This window comes from Cohnella sp. LGH (genome assembly GCF_017671885.1).
Lineage (GTDB): Bacteria > Bacillota > Bacilli > Paenibacillales > Paenibacillaceae > Cohnella > Cohnella phaseoli.
On record NZ_CP072117.1, the window covers coordinates 1,456,833 to 1,476,572 of the forward strand.

Sequence of the window (19,740 nt, forward strand, 5' to 3'; positions counted from 1 at the left end):
ATTTAATGAAATCCTCCGTCTACCTTGTAACTCGCTCCCGTAACGTAGGAGGATGCGTCAGACAGCAGAAAGGCGGCAACCTCGTTGATTTCGTCCGCGCTTGCGCTGCGTCCCAGCCAGGCACTCTGCTTGATCGCCGCCCGCTGCTGCTCGGATTGCCGCGCTACCGACTCCTTCGTATCGAAATCTCCCGGCACGAGCACGTTGGCCCGAATGCCGTACTCCGCATAATCGGCGGCAATAACGCGAGTCATCTGATCGACGCCCGCCTTCGCCGCCCCATAGGCAAGACAGCCTTTGGAGACAATTTGTCCCAAGATTGACGAGGTGTTAATGATGGAGCCTCCGCCCGAGCGGATCAACAGCGGAATCGCATACTTATTCAATAGGAACGTGCTCGTCAGCGTGCCTCTGATCGCATACTCCCACTCTTCCAGCGACATCTCGGCCGCCGGCTTCCAACCGCTTGTAAATACGTTATGATAAGTTCCGTCCAGGCGGCCGAAGACGCGATCCACATCGGCAATAGCCGCCTTAACCTCTCCCTCGTCGCACATATCCGCCTGCCGGAGCTTCAGCCGGCTCTCTCCGTACCGCTCTTGCAACTTCGCGATTTCGGGATAAAGGTCCGGCGAGGCGAGGTCGCAGCCGTACACCGCCGCGCCGCGCTCAAGGAACATTGCTGCGGCCGAGCGGCCGAGCGTCCCCAGACAGCCCGTAATCAGAATCACCTTATTTTGCAGCATGTTCATTCGGTTCATCTTCCTGCCTCTCGTTCGGATTGTCGGAATCGGGCGGATAACAGCGGACTTCATAGATCGCGGCGGACGGATCGCCATTCGTCGCTAACACGACGACGCGCAGGCGATCGGCCGAGAGTGGCTCGGCGAACGGTACAACGAGCCTGCGCCGGTAGTTATCGTTCACTACCGCAATACGTTCCCAGACGCCGTCGACATAAGCCTCTACGACCAGCTCCTTCGGGCATTGTTGATCCCGATACAGCGCGGGATACTGCATATAACCGCGCAGCAGGTGACCGGGCAAAGTCAGCTCGACCGAACCGATTGCGACCGGCTGCGGCCACCGCAGCTCCAGCCATTGAGGCAGCGACCCGGCCGGATCGGAGCGCCACAGATTCGTATAGCGGTGCGGCCTGGTCACGCCGCTGAGCACGTTGCTCGCTTCATAGCAGCTCTGCGGCGGCTCGACCTTCAGGCTCATCATGACGCCGTTGCCGAGCTTGCGCATCTTGCCTTCGCCGATTTCGTAGGCGCTCACATGTCCCGGCTCAAGCGAAGAAGCCGCATGCCAGGCGACATGCGGATTCGCGAGCAAATCCAGCCTCGCGTAGCGGCCGCGATACTTCCGCACGTCCACTTGCACCGGCCATTCGATCCATCGCTCCGTGCCGGGCGGAACGATCAAGGCGGCCGAAGCGAGAGGCTCGCCCGGAACGGCCCGATAGTCCCACAGATCGTCTACGGCATAAAGCCGGACTTCGACCTGCTGCGGCGCGCCGGAGTCGTTGCTTAGGCTTACGGCCAGCGTATCGAGACGGTCCGCTCCGATCGCGATCCATTGTCCGCGCCTTGCCGTCAGCTTATCCGCCGGACCCGGAGCAGGCTCGACAGGAGCAAGCGCCGCCTCGCTGCTCGCGCTTGCGGTCGCCAACCTGGCCAGATCGCGCGCATCCTCGTTTTTCGCATTTAGGAGAAAGCAGCCGTCGCGAAGCAGCGTCTGCTGCACCTTAACGACGACTTCACTCTCCGGAACTCTTCGGACGCGGATGCCCTCTCGCAGGGCGATCGCCGCGGCCGTACCGGCCGCTTGGCCCATCAGGGCAGTTGTCCCCATTACACGCACTGTGCCCAGCGCGGCATGGGTTACGCTGACGTTGCGTCCGGCCATCATCAGATTGTTCATATCCTTGGCGATCAGAATGCGCAGCGGAATGCCGAAGGGGCCGACATAGCTTTTCGTCATATAAGGCTGACTGCCCGGTGCCTCCACCGCGGACCTCTCGCTTACTTCCGCCAGCAGCCCGCCCGGCTCGTGCAGGTCGATAAACCAGCCGCCGAAAGCCACCTCGTCGGGAAACGCCGTTCGCCGCAACGGGTCGTGCTCGGTCATCCAATATTCGCCGACGATCCGGCGGCTCTCCCGCTTGCCCGGCACCTGGCCGATCCAGTCCAGCGCATAGTTCCGCGCTTCCTCGCGGACGACGGGATCGCGATTTTTAATATAGTCCCAGATGCCGAGCGCATGGCGGGTCAACTCGTGACGCAGCGTTTCATTGTCGTGAATCGTATGCCAAGGCACGGACAGCTCCAGCCACCAGAAGCCGCTGTACGGATTAACGCCGCGGCCCCCTTTCCAGAAGAATTCGGGGTCGTCGTAACGGACGGCCCATTCCGGAGCGACGAACGGCACCGGACGGCCGACGTCCTTCGCCTTAATATGGATCGAGCTGCCCATCACCGCATCGCTCGCTTGCTCGGGGGCGTGCGGCTCGCCGAACTCGTCTCTTCCCTCCGTCCCGTAGCGCCACGTGCAGCCGGCCAGCGCAGCAACGACTCCGTCTCCGGTACAATCAATAAACGTCTCCGCGCTTAGACGAAGCTCGGTTTCGGCATTGGCAACGCGCGCGACGACCGAATCCACCGTCCGCACGTCGCGCATGACGACTTCGGTGACGGAGGAGTTCAATTTGAATGTCAGGCCCGGGGTAGATACGGCCATATTGTACATGACCATATCCCAGACGCTGTTGATATAGCCGTTATCGAACACCGGGCTTTCATGATTCACCGCCCGCTCCTCGATCAGCAGCTCGGAGATGATGCCCGTCTCGCGCGCATAGGCATGAAAGCTTGCCGCACCTTGCGGGGGCACCCGTACCTCCGAAGAACTATTGCCTCCGAACACGGGTCGATCCTGAACGAGACATACTTGCGCTCCATGCCTTGCCGCGGCCACCGCCGCGCAAAAGCCCGCCAGACCGCCTCCGCACACGACGATGTCGTAACGCTCCTCGACGATGCGCGGACCTGCGGCCGGCCTCTGTCCTGCGTTCACCTGCAATACCCCTTTTCTTTAAGGAAATGAGACGCCCCGATATCGAATAACGCAGCCATATAGCTCCGCAGACCCGACGTACAGCGTATCGTCGCTCGGCTCGTGAGCAAGGCGAGAGATATGATGGATGCAACCAAACTCGGATGGAAGACCGCTCAGCTCCCGATTGTCCTTGATCATACGCGGCCTGCCCAGATCGACGAAGCCGCGTTCGCGAGAGTAATGGAACACGTGGCCCGCCTCTTGCTCCCCGCCATAGACCCCAATCGCTTCGTCGTCCCCGATGCGGACGAAGTCGCGAAGCTGGCCGTTGGCGTACAGTCTGCCGTACACGGTACGCTGTCGCAGGTCGGGCGTCAGCGTAAACAGCAGACCGTCCATCGTGCCGGCGACGACGGTTCCGTCGGCCAGCACCGTTCCGCCCGTCAGCAGCGCTTTGAACATCCGTCCGCGAATCGACGCCGCCTTCACGGCCAACGTTTTCGCTCTCTCGGCCGTAAGCGAATAGACGAGCAAATCGTCATTCTCGCCGCTCAGCAGCAGCCGCTCCTCATCCAGCGGGAGAACTATCCCGTCGCATGGTTCGACCCGCAGCCCCTTCAGCCTGCGGAAGCGCCCCTCCCCGGAGCTAACGTAGACAGCCCCCTCCTCATCGCTTCCCAGCAGCCTTCCGTCCGCCGTCGCGGCATGAAGCCGCATAAGCTTAACCTCCGTCGAAGCCGGAGACGCCCATATTTCCGCTTTGCCTTCAATCGGATCGGCCAGCAAAATGCAGCCGTCCGTCGTCAGGATTGCGACTCTGCCGCCTTCTATCGGAATACAGCTCGCCGGACCGCCCTCTTCATAAAGGCTGACGATGCGCGACGGGCGATCTTCGCCAAACTCGGACTCGGTCGCAATGACGCTGCCCCGACCACCTAACGTATACAGCTTGCCGCCGGAGACGCACAAATGCCGGACCGCCGTATCCTTCCAGTCCATCGTCTGATGCAGAGGCAGCGTGCTGGTGTCCCTTGCTTCGATGTGCATGAAGGCGGCACTTCCGACGCCGTTGTAGTCCGGTTCGTAATATGGCCTGAGCACCGCATTCGGAGCATCGTCCCCAGGCGGTTCCAATTTGCCGACGTCGACGGCGAGAATATAGGGAGAAAACTCTCCGCACACGTCGACCATATGCAGCAACCCTTTATCGTCGAAAATCATCTCGCAAACGTACTGCGAATCTTTGCCGCCCCAGGTGATCAGCCCGAGATTTTCCGGTCGCCCGCCTCCGAGCAGATCCCAGCGCACGAGCCGGATCGGGCAATATTCGTCGTGCGTCTTAAGTCCGTAATAGAGCACGAAGCGCTCGTCCGCGGCGAAGCCCCCGATGCCGTAGCCGTTCACGGACGGCACGTCGGAAGGCAGAATCGAGCCGTGGCGGGTCGCCTCCATCGTCTCCGGATCCAGCTCGATGATCTCCCCGTCCATGTTGCCGACGAGCAGCAGCGTATTCCGCGGCGTATGCAGCGCGAAAATAAACTGCCGCCGATGCTTCGTGCCGCTCGGTGGAAGGAAGCGCTGCTTCAAATCCTCAATCTCGTCCTTCTCAGGGTCGTACCTCCAGAAACCGCCTGAATAGGAGCTGCCGTACAGTCGGCCTTTCGCATCCTTCACCAGACGGCAGGAGGAGAACTCCGACACCTTGCCGTAATCCCTGACCTCGTTCGTCTCCAGGTCGATTCGATAGAAATGGCCTCGCATGTAACCGAGAAAATAATAGTATCGCGGATCGCTGCCGAGCATGCCCCCGTAGATACTCTCGCGCGGCACGGGAATGCCCTTGATCTCCACCGCGTTCGTGTCCGGATTGACGAGCATGAGAATCGAGCCGGGATAGCCCTCCCATGGATGCTCATAGTGCTGTTCGAACATCCACTGCCGATGGCCGGGCGCCGGGGCCGTGTTATGCGTTGCCATAATAAGCCGTCCGTCCGGCATAAAATCGATGCTTGTATGTATTTTGCTGGGTGGCATCTGCCGAGCGTCGACGATCCAGATTTTCGCCACATCGAAAATGAGACGAAGCTCGCCCGTAGCCGGGTAATATTCGTATAGCAGAGCAGTCAGCGGCTTCTCGTTCTCCCCGCATACGCTAACATAGAAGCGGCCGTCCGGAGCGCGTACGAAGTCCCAAACCGCGTTATGCCCTCCCTCGTTAGGCAGCTGCGTAAAACGCGCAAACCGCTCCGGTATGCCGGCAAGCAAATTCGTCTTCACCGTCTGTTCCTCCCTTAAGCGCTATTCGTAGACCATATGAAGCCACGGCGTTTCCACCCTCTTCCGGACGAACAAGGAATCCATTGCGGCGCAGATCATCCCGGTCGTCAGCAGCGTCCGTTCGGACGGAAACGGCTCTCTTCCATTAATAATAAACGCCTCGATCATGCGGGTAAGCCGTTCGAAATGGGCGAACGGCCGATCCAGATCGCTGTCGCACAGCGCTGCCGTCACCCGCTCCCCGTCGTGACGGAAGGCGAAGCTCCACTGCTCGACCAGCCGCTGGAACTGCACGATCCAGCCCTTCGTTCCGTCCGCATATTCGATCGCAAACAATGCCGGAGTCGGCTCAAGCTCTCTCGGATGCGCCTCGGGAAGTCCCGGGATCGCGCGCAACGCCTGCAGCATCAAATCCTCCGGCCATTCGCCTCGATCCATCGCCGCCCAAACCTCAGCTTCCGTTCCTCGCAGCAGACGGATCGCGCTGACGCCGGTTTCGCCGCCCTTTCTTCGTTCGGTAAGCGATTGCAAAACCTCCATCGCATGAATGCCGTAGCCTTCCAATCCGCCCGAGCTGATGACAATTGCCTCTCTTAACGAATGCAGCCGCTGCGGCTCAAAATTCGGAACGTAATCGCAATGCGGAATGGACGAGCCTCCCATGAAAGGGATGCCTCTGGCTTTCATCTGTTCATACATCCATACGGCATCGTCATAATCACAGGCCAGATGCTTGTCGGAGAAAATCGGAACGGCCAAATCCAATTCATCCAGAGCTGCCAGCGTCTCCTCCAAAAACCTTCTGCGCGGATACATCATCTGCTCCTTCTCGTTCACCGGATAATCGCCGTGCTCGCCGATGATGACGACTCCGTCAATCGGTTCCGAACAATGGTCGGCCCTAATGGCATCGCGGATCGTCGCGCAGATCGGGATACCCCGACGCGCCGCCTCATCGCGGCTCATGTCGTTGGCCGGAACCTGGTCGGTATAGAGACTGACGACCTCGACGCGCGGCCGATAGCCCAAACCTCCGAGCAATCTGCCGACAATAACCTCCGCATGGGAGTTGTGCCTGTACTCGGTGACGATCGCCGCCACCCGCTTCCTGAAGCTGCCGCTCACCTTCAGCCCTCCTGATCGCCGACACTCGGAAAACCATCGGCTAGCCGTTAAGTGAATTTTATCGTCGATCCACCGTCCAGTCAACGAATTTTTCATATATGTGTAATTGTTTTTATATAACGATTGTTTTCGAGGGGGAAAAGTGCGAGGAATACGCATTTCATTCATATGCATGAAATTAAATATAGAAAACGGGGATCGGACAAGCCGTATCCCCGCCTTCTTATTTCATCCGTTTGATCCCGACGATACCGAGAATGAGGCCGGCGAACCCGGCTACAGACAAGATGATTTTCAGCCACAGCAGCGGAAGTGCGATAGAAAATCCCAGGCATAGCAGCCCGGTAACGAGAAATAGGACGGGGGCGTTGGAACGATTGTTCAATGCGATTGCTCCTTTTCGTGTTGCGCATGTTAGTTTTGAATCCATTATATCATTTCAATCCCGCGGCCCAACAAAAAAAGCCCCGCAATTTTCGGATGAAAATGCGAGACTTCTCTATTCAGATTACGATAACAACGTTGCCTTTCTTGCGCCCGGTATCTACGTAACGATGAGCCTCGGCGGTTTGCTCCAGCGGATAGCGCCGATCAATAACGGGCTTGAGCGTCCCGGCTTCGCACAGCTCGCGCAGGAAAGCGAGATTTTCTTGGTTCTGCATTAAGCCCGCCGTGACGAACATGGCTTTGCGTCCGCCGAATACGGCCGTTCTCAGCATGTTGAACAAGATGGACCCGGACAGTACCGTGGATAGATAGATGCCCTGTGGAGTCAACACGCGCTTGCACTGGCCATAAGTGCGTTTGCCGATCGCATCGAAAATGACGTCGTAGATTCCGGCGTTTACGGTGAAATCTTCCTTGTTGTAGTCGATGACCCGATCGGCTCCCATCGCTCTGACCAGCCCCGCGTTGCCTGCGCTGCATACTCCGGTAACCTCTGCCCCGTAATACTTGGCCAACTGCACCGCATAAATGCCCACCGCCCCGGAAGCCCCGTTGATGAGCACCTTATGTCCGCTTCTTATTTTGGCTTTGTCTCTCAAGAAAATAAGCGCGGTGAGCGCGCCGTCGCATATGGCGACCGCCTCTTCGTACGTCAGACCGGCAGGCTTAATGCTCAGCGGGGCCTTCTCCGGCAAACACGCATACTCCGCGTAGGCGCCAAACGTCTTCGCGCTTAAGCCGAACACCTCATCTCCGATCTTGAACGAAGCGACATCGGCTCCGACCGCTTCCACCTCGCCCGCCAGCTCGGCTCCCAGAATTGAATATTTTGGCTTCCTCAAGCCGTAGATGAAGCGAATCAACAACGGATCGCTTTTGCGAAAGGCGCAATCCGAGGGGCCTACGACGCTCGCGCGTACCCTGATTCTGACTTCGTTGCTTTTGGGAACCGGCTTCTCCACCTCTTGCAGACGAAGCACTTCCGGCGTTCCGTATTTCGTGCACACGATCGCTTTCATCCCAACACCTCCGTATCGACTAACCGCAGTCGACCGTAGTATACCTGTTGGACAAGGGGGCCGTGTAGCTACTTAAGTATCGTTACCGGCTTTTTCTCTATAGCAGCCCCAGCTCGCGCGCGCGGGCAACCGCCTCGGTACGTCTGCTCACCTGCAGCTTGTCGAAAATGTTGCGATTGTGCCCTTTCACACTGCTAAGCGCGAGAAACAGCCGCTCGCCAATCTCCTGGTTCGAGAGCCCCTGCGCCACAAGCCGGAGCACCTCCAGCTCCCGCTCGCTGAGCGGCTCAATCAGCGGCTGAGTATGCGGGATAGCGGGCCCGAACGCCGCCAGCAGCTTAACAACATAAGCTCGTTTGATTCCTCGCTCATGCGCTATGGACAGCAGACGCTTCATCGGTTCGCCCTCGTCGATGAAAATCCGTACGAACCCGCCCGGTTCGGCCATCGCCAATGCGACTCGAAGCAGTTCAGCCGCCTGCTTCTCGTCGCCTGCCGCATGCCGCACGAGCGCCTCGAAGATCAAAGCGCTTAGCCGCTCATCCTCCCAGCCCGCCTCCTCCATTCGCTGTCGCAGCGGCATCAGCACAGCCAATGCGGCGGTCCAATCTTTCCGAGCCCAATAGATGCGCGCTTGGCATAGTGGAAGCTCGTGCGAGCCGATCTGCTCGGCAGCCGCCTCCCAATCGCCTTCGCGCAGCAGCAGTTCCACCCGTGCGGCGGCGATTGCGTGCATCCGGTGCGAGAATCCATGCTGCCTCACGAGCAGCTCCGCTTTTGCCACGGCCGCCGATGCGCCTGCCGAATCTCCTTGCGCCAGCTTCAGGCGGAACAGGAGCAGCTCGCAGGCCAGCGTCCTGTCCGTGCTCTCAAGCAGCGGCGCAAGCCGTGCGCTCGTCTGCCAATGCCGCCAAGCGACGTCAAGCTCGTTGCGCTGGTAGCCGATGCGCGCCAAGCCGAGATGGGCCTCGCAGACTGCGGGCAGCGCCGCATCCCCGACCTTCAGTAGAACGTCGCGATATGTCTTCTCGGCTAGCTCTAGCCGATTGGCTTCTTCCTGCACGCTGCCAAGGCCAAGCGCCGACATAACGCCAATAATGTAATGTCCGATCCTCTCGCTGACCGCGAGCGCCTCGGTATAAGCCCGGCCGGCCGCCGCGCGATCTCCGCGCAATTGATAAGCATAGCCCAGCGACCAGGTCGTTGCGGTGCGGACAGGCAGGTTGTCGGGATGCAGATTCTCCAATGCGAGACGGGATTGCTCCAAAATGGCGTCCGCCTGATGCATCGCGACCGCTATGGTTGCCCGAATGGAAGCGATATGCCCCACCAGGTCGCGGCAGCGATCGTCCGGCTCCATCATCCGCATGACGGCTTCGACGGTTTGCAGCATCGGCTCCACGTCGGCGAGTCGGCCGACAAATAGCAGCGCCGAAGCGTACATGACTCCGAGCGCCGGTCTGGCGCGAAGTTCGGGCTGAGGCAGCGACTGAAGCCAATCCAGCACTTGAGCCGCCGCGCCGCGAAACAGTAAGGGCATGCCCCTACCTTCGATCAGGCGCGCGGCGCGATCGATGTCTCCGGCAGCCGCGGCATGACGGAATGCTTCCAGTTCGGAGCCGTCTTCCTCATGCCAGATGCTGGCGCGAGCATGCAATTCCGCCTCGCCTCCGCTCCGACGAAGCCGCCGTCGCAGCAAATCCGCGAACAAATGATGATAGCGATACCAACGGCGTTCGTCGTCCAGAGGAACGATGAACAGATTGGCCTGCTCCAGCATCCGCAGCATCGTCTGTCCGTCTGGCTCACCCGTACCTGTATCAAGCATCGCGTCGCACAACGATCCGCACATGCGCTCCAATACGGAAGAACGCAACAGAAAATTCTGTACATTTTCCGGCTGCCGCCGCAAAACTTCTTCTATTAAATAGTCGACGATATGCGGAAGGGTCCCGTCTCCGGCAAAATCCCGAACAAAGCTGTCCGCGTCGCGACGGCCTCGCGCAGAAAGCGCGGCCAGCTGCATTCCGGCAATCCAGCCCTCGGTGCGGGCCTCGAGCAGAGCGACGCTGCCGGGAGACAGACCGAGCGCCATCGCCTGATTGAGAAACAGCGAAGCTTCGGCCGGATTAAATCTTAAATCCTGAACCCGCAATTCCGTTGCCTGATCCCGCACGCGCAGCTTGGACACGGAGAAACCCGGGTCTTTGCGAGAGGAAATTACGATATGCATTAGCGGAGGCATACTTTCCAACCAAAATAAAACGGCTCTATCGATCAGTTCGTTCTCAATGACATGATAGTCGTCGAGCATGAGCACCATAGCCGTTTTGCAACCGATCATTTCATTAATCAACGTCGTCATAACCGCTTCCAGCGGGGGCAGCTGGGGAGATCGCAGCGCACCAAGCGCGCTTTCTCCGATATTCGGCGCAACCGTTCTTAAGGCCGCGACGAAATAAGCGAGAAAACGCGCCGGATCGTTGTCCCCCTCGTCCAGCGACAACCAGGCAACCGGCCGTTCGCATGCGGCAAGCCACTGGCCGGCAAGCGTCGTCTTGCCGAAGCCGGCCGAAGCCGAGATCAACGTCAGCTTACGATGCAGCCCTTCATTCAGCCGCTCGGTCAATCGAGGCCTGAGCACCGCCTGCGCTCTCGGCGGGGGCATATATAATTTCGTAGATAGAATGGGTATCGACATGGCTTCATTATAAAATCGGCCGCTTTCCCCGTCAATCAAACAGCACTGTAATGATGACGCCTGTCGGTACGTACGCGCCGAAGCTGACCGTTCTGCCGATCGTATCTGCTAGTAAAATAATAATCGCGCCGATCATGCCGGCGGCGAATACGGGCGCAATGAAGGCAAGCTCGATCCACTTGGCCCCCGCCGTGCCTCCGGCCGTCCAGTACTCGAGAGCTTGACCGATGTTGTATTTGATCGCCAAACAACCCCTGTGAATGCTGCTCACAGGGGTCATGCTTTATGGAAAATGATCGTTCAGTTGGAAGAGAAATCAATCCGGTGTCGTCGCAGATTCGTTGCGCCAAGCTTCCGCATTCAGCTCGTTGTTTACAGCCGCAGCGGTTGTTGCTCCCATGGCGGCTGCGGCCACGGCTTGATGCAGCCTTGAGGCCGCATCCCCGGCGCTGTAGATGCCTGGAACGCTTGTTTTCCCGAGCATATCGACCTCAATCGTTCCCATCTCCATCATCGTGCATCCTAGCGTTCGCGGCAAATCCGATCCCATAACCAGCTCCGGTTTAAAGAAGATGCCTCGGCATGGAACGGTCGTTCCGTCTTCGAGAACAACTTGCCGAACGATCCCTTCTTCGGAGTCAATATGGCGAATCGGCGATTCGAACTTAGGCACTCGATGTCGCCGCAGCTCGTCGCGTTGATCGTCCGTCAGCTCGTCCGGGCCGTTCGTACAGATGACAAATCGATCCGTCCAGCCGGAAATGAGCGGCGCAAAGTGCATAAGCTCGGCTCCCTTGTTAATGATCACAAGCGGCTGATCTCTTAATTCCCAGCCGTCGCAATAGGGGCATACGAAGGCGCTCCGTCCGTAAACCGCCGCCAGACCGGGAATATCGAGCGGTCGATCCTTCATTCCTACTGCGAACAACAGCTTTCTGCTCGTCAGTATGTTTCCTTGCGCAGTTGCTACCTGGAAATGACCGTCCGCGCCCGAGATCGACATAACCGTATCCGCCAAGAAGGAAACCGATGGATAGGCGCCGATCTCCTCCCGCGCAATTCGCCGAAACTCGCTCGGACGGACTCCGTCGCGAGTAAGGAATCCATGAGTCTCCTGCGTCACTGCGTTACGCGGTCGTCCTTCGTCGATAACCGCCACTTTTTTCCGCGCCCTCCCCAGCACAAGCGCCGCATTTAATCCCGCCGGTCCGCCGCCGATAATCGCCACATCGAAAAATTGTTTTTCCACCCTTATTCTCTCCCTTTATGGATCTTCAATATCCACAATTAAAGTACAAGAAGCTCATCACTTCTTGCCTGTCTGCCAAGCTCCGCTCTTGTAAGCCTCATCCAGCACAAATTGGATCGTGTGCTCTCGCAAATATTGATGCATATGCCGTTCCGCGCCGTTCATCACTTTCTCGACCAAGCATCCGCTTGGCCTCGAACGCTCCGAGTCCGCACCGGCTTCTTCCTCTTCTCCTAACAGCTGATGCTGCCGCGAACTCGAATTTGAACATTCGAACATCTGCTGTCTTCCCTCAATGACTTGAATCACGTCAAGGAAGGTGATCTGCTCCGCAGGACGCGCAAGCTCATAACCTCCGTTCACGCCCGGTACCGCCCGCACAAGCCCGTCCTGCCTCAGCTTGGACATAATTTTGGACAAATAGCTTTCCGATACGCCGAGCATCGCGGACAGCTCCTTGATTCCGACGTTGTTCCTCAGCTCCGGACGTCCCAGATGTATCAAAGCATGCAGCGCATAATCCGTGCTTTTGGAAAATTGCATCTCCCCCGTTCTCCTCCCGACCTCCATAATGTAGACCTGTGATATCCATAATAAAGGATTGATGTTTGGCTTGCAAGCTGTTTTCTTCGATAGGATGAAATCCGGCCGCCCGGAGGTACGAGGATTCTACGGAACGTTTGTCGAATTATGACGTATGGACACTCTCATATCTATCTTAAGAAAATATAAAAGCTTATGGTTATGCGTACTGTTGTTTGGGCTACTGTTCGGTTTGCGCTGGCTGTGGTCCGGGTTGCTGTTCCCCATGAACCAAACCGTCCAGGTTGCGGACGGCGTGCTCGATCTGCGGGGACTGGACTGGGACAAAGACGGACCGCTGACGCTAAACGGGGAATGGGATTGGTATCCGGGACGGCTACTGTCTCATGAAGAGCTGAAATCGGAAGTTGTGCCGCGGCAAACGCTGTCCGTTCCAGGAAACTGGGAAACATCGCCCATTCAGGGTGGAAACAACGCCTACGGATACGGCACCTACCGGTTGCGGATTCTTACCGATCCCCTGAAGCGTCCGGTAGCCTTCTCGATCGGCAGCGTCAAGAGCGCCTCCGAAGCTGAAATTAACGGCAAGCTGGCGGGCGGTTCCGGGACAGTTACGGCTGACCCGGAGCGATACGAGCCGCTTAACCAATCCTATACGGCGGACTACTATGAAGCGGACGTCACAGAGATTGAACTGCTGCTGCGCGTGGCCAATTATGATTCGCCGATGTCGGGCGGGATTGCGCGCCCCGTGCTATTCGGGTTTCAGTCCGACATAGCGTCAACCAGAAGCCATTCGATCGACTTCCAACTGATAACGGTGCTGATCATGCTGCTGCATGGCTTGTACGCAGGTATCGTCTATGCACTTAGGCCGCAAAGCCGTCCTCTTCTGATCAGCGGTCTTGTCTATATCGCCGTTGGCCTTGTTGTAGCCAGCGGTCACGACAAGCTGTTGGCGACATGGATGCCGCTCAGTTATACGTGGAGTATTAAAATACGGATACTTGCGGTAATGCTGCAAAATCATTCGGTTCTGCTCATGTATCGACAGTTCGCCGGCATTCGGAGGATCAGCGCCGGATTTAAGACCTATACGTTCATGCTGCTGGGCCTCAGCCTCGGCACACTGTTCCTGCCGATATCGACGGTGAACCGGATGCTGGATTCCGGCGTTTATTTCCTCGCTTTCCTGATCCCGCTTGTTTGGTTCGCAGCGGCTGTGGGGAAACTCGTGTTCGGCAAAACGGAGGATAAGGATATCCATTTTATTCTGATTTCCGCCGTATGCATTATATCCAATTTGATATGGGTTAACGAGATCGGTTTTGTGAAATCGTCGAACGTTTACTATCCGACCGATCTGATTATTGCCGTTACCGCATTCTCCGTGTATTGGTTCAAAAAATATATCCGCAACTCAAATGAAGTGGAGCGGCTATACGAGCAGTTAAAAGTCGCCGACAGAATGAAGGATCAATTCCTGGCGAATACTTCGCATGAACTGAGAACGCCTCTTCATGGCATTATGAATTTGTCGAACAGCGTCTATACGCGGGAATTGGACAAGCTCGAGGAGGACAGCCGGCAAGCTTTGGAACTGGTCGGAACAGTAAGCCGGCGCATGTCCAGGCTCCTCGACGACCTATTGGATCTGGCGCAGCTTCGGGAGCACCGCATTATCCTTCATCCCGAACCGCTTAATCTTCATGCCGTCGTTCCGGGCGTTGCCGGCATGCTCAAATATATGACCGAAAATAAGCCGGTTCGTTTTCGCCTTGCGCTGGATAGCTCCTTGCCCCCCGTGTGGGCGGACGAAAAGCGGTTTGTGCAAATTCTCTATAATCTGCTGCACAATGCGTTCAAATTTACCGAGGAAGGCGAGATCGCGATATCGGCGGAATTGCTGAACGGGCAGGTCGAGATCCGGATAAGCGATACCGGTGTCGGTATGGACGAAGAAACGCTAGCCAGCCTGTTCGTCCCTTATGTGCAAGGGACGAACAGCAGAAGCGACGGCAGGGGCCTCGGCCTTGGCATGACCATTTGCAAGCAGTTCGTAGAGCTGCACGGAAGCGAACTGATCGTACAATCGGAGCCTGGTCGCGGCTCAACGTTCCGCTTCCGCTTGCCTGCCGCGGACGCAGCGGCGGAGATTGCAGCAGATACGGCGGCAAGGCACGAAGCGGTTGCGTCGGAAGCAGCGACTGTGGTCATGCCGATTGTATCGGCCGAATACCGCCTTCAGGACGGTACGGCCGATGAACAGACCGCCCGGGTCGCGTTGCCGGACTGGCTCCAGTCGCCGGAAAGCCCGATTCGCATTCTGATTGTCGACGATGATCCGGTTAATTTGAATGTGCTTGCGGGCATTCTGTCAACAGAGCAGTATAGCGTCACCAAATCTATGTCGGGTCATAAAGCTTTGGAACTGCTGACGGAAGAGGATTGGGACTTGCTGATTGCGGATGTCATGATGCCGGGCATGTCGGGGTACGAGCTCACGGAGAAGATCAGGGAGCGCCGTTCCGCCTCGGAATTGCCGGTGCTGCTGTTGACGGCGCGCAGTCAGCTGGCCGATATGTATACCGGCTTTCTGGTCGGGGCCAACGACTACGTGACCAAGCCTGCGGATGCAACGGAGCTGAAATACCGAATCCGCTCGCTCATTGGGTTGAAACGGTCGCTGTCGGAGCGGCTTCGGATGGAGGCAGCCTATCTGCAGGCGCAGATCAAGCCTCATTTTCTGTATAATACGATCAATTCTCTGATTTCCCTTGGCAATATGGATACGGAGAAAATGCGCGAATTCGGCAATGCCCTCACCTCCTTTTTGCGACTTAGCTACGATTATTCGAATACGAACGCAAAGGTTGCTCTGGAGCATGAGCTGGAGCTCGTGCGAGCTTACTTATATATTGAGCAGGAGCGTTTTGGGGATAGACTGGCGGTCATTCAGGAGATCGAACCTGGCATTCGTCTGTCCCTCCCGCCGCTATTGATTCAGCCGCTGGTGGAGAATGCCGTCCGACACGGAATTTTGAAGCGGACAAGCGGCGGCGTGCTGCGACTGAGGGTGGGGCGCGCCGCTAACGGCGTGTCCGTTGAAGTGCAGGACGACGGGATCGGTATGCCTTCCGAGCTGATCGAACGGCTGCTGAACCGACCCGATCCGTCATTCTCCGGAATCGGCATTGCCAATACGAACCGCCGCCTGATCCAGACTTACGGCAAGGGTCTGTCGATCAGGAGCGTGCCGGGGGAGGGAACCGTCGTTTCCTTTACCATCCCTCAGCAGCCGTGAGCTTTGCAAGCGCGAACAAGCTGAGATCGGTCGCGATTCCGCGTCCTTCGGTCCGCGGAAGCTTTACCGGTATGGACCCGGTGAAGAGATCGCAATCCGGCCGGCATTGCGACAGTCCGTATGTCTGTATCGAAATTAATTTGATATTATCCGATTGCCCATCGACAAGGCGGGAAAAGCCGAAAAAGACGAGCCCCCTGTTCTCGCCTGGGGTAACCGCGAATTGACCATCTCCGATCCCGGCAAATCAATCCGTGTCGCACACGATATGCATAAAATCCTCTGCAAAGAACCTTCAGAGGCAGAGCGAAGTTTTTTCAAGGCGCAGTCCTTGTTTTACGAATTGTTGGACATAATCGCAAGCAGTCGTTCAGACGAAAGCATCTCGGGCGCGCGGATGGAAGACGTTGTTGCCTATGTGCGCACGCATTATGCCGACTTTCATCCGCGGAACAGGCTTGCCTCCACGGCCGGCGTGCATCCCGATCATTTCTTCAGATTGTTCCGGAAAAAAACGGGAAAAGGTTATGTTGACTTTGTCACGGAGTTTCAGCCGCAAATTTAAACAGATCGTCGGAACCGCGCCTACCGTTTATTTGAGGAAACCGATCAAGGGCATGGACTGGCGGGAGCAGTTCATGACGGTGTCCGAGCTGTGTGCGAAGCCGCCAAGGCCCGTCATTGGCTCCAACGCTACGACGCTTGGATCGATGCGACCCAACAGCGCTTGACCCGTCATATTGATCCTCGCGCGACCTCCTCCAAATAAGTTGATCAGAATCGTTCATGTACAGTTCTATAAAAGATTTTATGGGATAGCCTCATTATTCTTTACTCCGACGTACAGATCGATTAGATAGGGTAGCTCTGTTTGGACTCATTGGTCTGTTTGGACTCATTTCCCCTTCATACTTTGCACATTAACCTCATTACCCGCTTCCCGATCTCATATATTGTTTAAAATGCCTCCGGAGGTACTGTGTGGGAATGGGGAATATAATCAGCGAGATAAACGAAGAAATCCAACGACTTGCATCCAATGTCGTTCGTCAGCAGTACCCTGACGGTTCATGGCGTTATTGCTTCGAGAACGGCGTATCAATCGACGCTTATACAATAATCCTTATCCGCGTGCTGGAGATCGAAAACGAAGAAGCTTTGATCCGTCAGTTGCATGATCGAATACTCGGTGCGCAACACCCCGAAGGACACTGGCAATGGTACCGAGATGAGAAGAATGGGAATCTGTCGTTAACGGTTGAAGCCTATTGCGCCCTTCTCTTCTCTCGCTTCAGCCGCACTTCGGATGCTCCGCTGCAGAAAGCCGAACGTTACATCAGATCCCAAGGCGGGCTCGGCAAAACCGCCAACATTCTGACCAGATGCATGCTCGCAGCCACCGGACAAACCAAATGGCCCCTGTCTCTAACTTCAATCCCTCTAGAGATGCTTCTTCTCCCTGACTCTTTTCCGATCAATTTTTTCGAATTTTCGGGGTATTCGAGAGTCCATCTTGCTCCGATACTGATCATGGCGCATCGACATTATTCTGCGCGTACGGGTGACACTCCTGAATTGGACGCGATTCGTACCGAACGATCTCCGTCGGAAGCTCGGCCTTCCAGAGGGGTTCAGGAATGGCTTGACCGGCTGCAGGTCGGCGTGAGCAAGCTGATTGGAGCCCCAAAAGCTCTTCATGAATCCGCACTCGCCAAAGCCGAAAAGTTTATGCGCGATCGGATCGAAGCGGACGGAACTTTATACAGCTATGCCAGCTGCACCTTTCTCATGGTTCTCGCGTTTCTGTCTCTTGGCTATGGCAAGCGCCATCCCCTTATCACTCAAGCCGTGCGCGGACTGATCGGTATGAGCTTCCGGACCGAAGATGGAACGACGATCCAGAACTCCCCGTCGACCGTGTGGGATACCGCTCTGCTGGCATATGCACTACAGGAAGCGGGAGCGACGGAGCAGTATCCGGAGATCCGCAAAGCATCCTCGTACTTGCTAGAGTTGCAGCATCGCAAACCGGGCGACTGGACTTGGCATAATCCCAATCCGGTTCCCGGAGGGTGGGGATTCTCGGAAACCAATACGATCAATCCCGACGTCGACGATACGACCGCAGCCCTGCGAGCGATCCAGAAACTCGCGCGATCCGATTCAACTTATCGAGAATCGTGGAATCGCGGGCTCAACTGGGTTCTGTCCATGCAAAACCGGGACGGAGGCTGGCCCGCATTCGAAAGGAACGTGGATCAGCAGCTGCTCACCTTGGTCGCGATCGAAGGCGCCAAGTCTGCCGCCATCGATCCGTCGGAGGCCGATCTTACGGGACGAACCTTGGAATATCTGGGCAGCTTCGCAGGGCTGAACGAACGACACGGGTTCGTAAAAAAAGCGGTCGACTGGTTAAACGATCATCAGGAGGAAGACGGATCGTGGTACGGGCGATGGGGCATTTGTTATATTTACGGTACGTGGGCCGCGTTGACCGGACTAACGTCGGTCACCGATTCCCCCAAGCGGCACGATTCGATCCGTAAAGGAGCCGACTGGCTGCTGCGAATCCAGAACGACGACGGAGGCTGGGGAGAATCGTGCAGCAGCGACCGACAACGCCGTTACGTCCCGTTGGGGAAGAGCACGCCCTCGCAAACCGCTTGGGCGATCGACGCGCTCGTATCCGTCTATCCGGAGCCAACGCCCGCACTAAACCAAGGAATTCGCAGGCTGATTGCGCTGCTTCACGATAACGATTGGCCGACTTCCTATCCGACAGGCGCCGGCCTCCCGGGACATTTCTATGTCCGCTATCACAGCTATAATTCGATATGGCCTCTCTTGGCGCTAAGCCATTATCGTAATAAATACGGAAAATAAAAAATAGTGCGAGCACGGATTTTTACGACACCTGTTATAGACGCAGACGATGGATTGCCAAGTTCATCCGAGTTCATCTTCCCATCGCTTATCCGTCTCCACTTGCTTGCGATAGATCGTGCCGGACAGCCATACACTTAGCTCATACAAGGCGATGAGCGGGATAGAGACCAATATATCCGAGATAAAATCCGGCGGCGTAATCGTTACCCCCGTTACCACCATTAAAAAGTAGGCGACTCTTCGCATCTTGCGCAGCCTTATCGGATTAACGATACGTATCGCCGTCAAAAACATAATCACAAGCGGCAGCTCAAACAAAAGTGAAATCGGAATCACAATATGGAACAGAAACGCGAAGTATTGGGTTATGCCATAGGTTTCTTGCAGCTCCAGCTGCCCTGCCACCATTCTTGTGAAATCAAATGCTAGCGGAAATACGACAAAATAGGAAAAAGCAAGGCCCAGCAACAACATGATGAGCGCCAAAGGCACATATTTAAGCGAAGAACGCTGTTCGGTCTTGCTCAGCCCCGGTTTCACGAACGCCCATAATTGATAAATCGTGAACGGGAATGTAGCAATCATCGCAATAACGAACGCGAATTTCATGTACATGCCGATGCCGTCCCACAATGAAAACGCATGTAAAGCTATCGCATTGGCAGTATGCCGATCTATCAGAAAGTTGTACGCCGGCTTGGCCAACACCACGCCAATAACAAGGCCGATCGTTAACATAAGGAGTACATAAATCAACCGCCTGCGCAGCTCGTTCAAATGATCAAACAAAGACATCAAACTGCCTTCGGCCTTCCCATTGTCATCGCTGTAGTCTTGTGGTGTTTCTGTTGCAGCTATGGCCAAGCTGTCCACCTCCCGAGTCTGTCTGTTTCACCTAGCCACCGGCAAGGCACTTTTTTGGCCTCCGTTCCTCAGCGCCCCCGGCTGCGGCCGCTAAAACACAACCTATTCGTCTGGTCCCTAGAGCGACAAGTTTATCTGAACCTAACAATACATCGTTGCCATACACGGTCCCGGCAGGTTCCACGTTCAAGAAAAAAGCGGCCCGATCCATCCGGCAACCGCTTTTTTCCTACTCGTTATTCCGCGCCCAGCTCACTATCACTCG

At 56.6% G+C, this 19,740-nt stretch carries 15 protein-coding genes; 3 read left to right on the forward strand and 12 right to left on the reverse strand.

Annotated elements, in window-relative coordinates:
* Positions 1-2: 2 nt before the first annotated feature.
* From J4772_RS05745 to J4772_RS05790, 10 genes are all read right to left on the reverse strand, one after another.
* Complete coding sequence (locus J4772_RS05745; protein WP_209074502.1) at positions 3-761, reverse strand: SDR family NAD(P)-dependent oxidoreductase; 759 nt, start codon at positions 759-761, stop codon at positions 3-5.
* Positions 733-3,078, reverse strand: a complete 2,346-nt coding sequence (locus tag J4772_RS05750) for an FAD-dependent oxidoreductase (protein WP_209074503.1) — start codon at positions 3,076-3,078, stop codon at positions 733-735. Before J4772_RS05750 ends, J4772_RS05745 begins: the two co-directional genes overlap by 29 nt.
* 18 nt (positions 3,079-3,096) lie before the next feature.
* On the reverse strand, positions 3,097-5,337 hold the full coding sequence (locus J4772_RS05755; protein WP_209074504.1) for a PQQ-binding-like beta-propeller repeat protein: 2,241 nt from the start codon (positions 5,335-5,337) through the stop codon (positions 3,097-3,099).
* 21 nt (positions 5,338-5,358) lie between these two features.
* Complete coding sequence (locus J4772_RS05760; RefSeq protein ID WP_246016385.1) at positions 5,359-6,462, reverse strand: hypothetical protein; 1,104 nt, start codon at positions 6,460-6,462, stop codon at positions 5,359-5,361.
* 223 nt (positions 6,463-6,685) lie between these two features.
* Entirely contained in the window at positions 6,686-6,847 is a 162-nt protein-coding gene (locus J4772_RS05765; protein WP_181917439.1) for a hypothetical protein, read from the reverse strand.
* 118 nt (positions 6,848-6,965) lie between these two features.
* Entirely contained in the window at positions 6,966-7,928 is a 963-nt protein-coding gene (locus J4772_RS05770) for an NAD(P)-dependent alcohol dehydrogenase (RefSeq protein WP_209074505.1), read from the reverse strand.
* A 97-nt stretch (positions 7,929-8,025) separates the two neighbouring features.
* Positions 8,026-10,572 (reverse strand): winged helix-turn-helix domain-containing protein, encoded by a 2,547-nt coding sequence (locus tag J4772_RS05775; protein WP_371822823.1) that lies wholly within the window; start codon positions 10,570-10,572, stop codon positions 8,026-8,028.
* An 88-nt stretch (positions 10,573-10,660) separates the two neighbouring features.
* A complete protein-coding gene (locus J4772_RS05780) occupies positions 10,661-10,900 on the reverse strand; it encodes a hypothetical protein (protein WP_209074507.1) in 240 nt (79 codons plus the stop codon).
* A 45-nt stretch (positions 10,901-10,945) separates the two neighbouring features.
* Positions 10,946-11,878 (reverse strand): NAD(P)/FAD-dependent oxidoreductase, encoded by a 933-nt coding sequence (locus J4772_RS05785; RefSeq protein ID WP_209074508.1) that lies wholly within the window; start codon positions 11,876-11,878, stop codon positions 10,946-10,948.
* Between the two features lie 57 nt (positions 11,879-11,935).
* The gene (locus J4772_RS05790; protein ID WP_209074509.1) at positions 11,936-12,421 is read right to left on the reverse strand and encodes an RrF2 family transcriptional regulator; all 486 of its coding nucleotides are present in this window, start codon (positions 12,419-12,421) and stop codon (positions 11,936-11,938) included.
* A gap of 265 nt (positions 12,422-12,686) precedes the next feature.
* On the opposite strand from J4772_RS05790, the gene J4772_RS05795 reads away from it, so the two are divergent.
* Complete coding sequence (locus J4772_RS05795; RefSeq protein ID WP_247741031.1) at positions 12,687-15,725, forward strand: hybrid sensor histidine kinase/response regulator; 3,039 nt, start codon at positions 12,687-12,689, stop codon at positions 15,723-15,725.
* A gap of 154 nt (positions 15,726-15,879) precedes the next feature.
* On the forward strand, positions 15,880-16,290 hold the full coding sequence (locus tag J4772_RS05800) for a helix-turn-helix transcriptional regulator (protein WP_209074511.1): 411 nt from the start codon (positions 15,880-15,882) through the stop codon (positions 16,288-16,290).
* Between the two features lie 27 nt (positions 16,291-16,317).
* Here J4772_RS05800 and J4772_RS05805 read toward each other — a convergent pair whose 3' ends face one another.
* Positions 16,318-16,464, reverse strand: a complete 147-nt coding sequence (locus tag J4772_RS05805; RefSeq protein WP_209074512.1) for a hypothetical protein — start codon at positions 16,462-16,464, stop codon at positions 16,318-16,320.
* 248 nt (positions 16,465-16,712) lie between these two features.
* Here J4772_RS05805 and J4772_RS05810 point away from each other — a divergent pair, with 248 nt between their 5' ends.
* Positions 16,713-18,608, forward strand: a complete 1,896-nt coding sequence (locus tag J4772_RS05810; RefSeq protein WP_209074513.1) for a terpene cyclase/mutase family protein — start codon at positions 16,713-16,715, stop codon at positions 18,606-18,608.
* A 63-nt stretch (positions 18,609-18,671) separates the two neighbouring features.
* On the opposite strand, the gene tatC is transcribed toward J4772_RS05810, so the two are convergent.
* Positions 18,672-19,406 (reverse strand): twin-arginine translocase subunit TatC, encoded by a 735-nt coding sequence (tatC, locus tag J4772_RS05815; RefSeq protein WP_209076984.1) that lies wholly within the window; start codon positions 19,404-19,406, stop codon positions 18,672-18,674.
* Between the last annotated feature and the right edge of the window lie 334 nt (positions 19,407-19,740).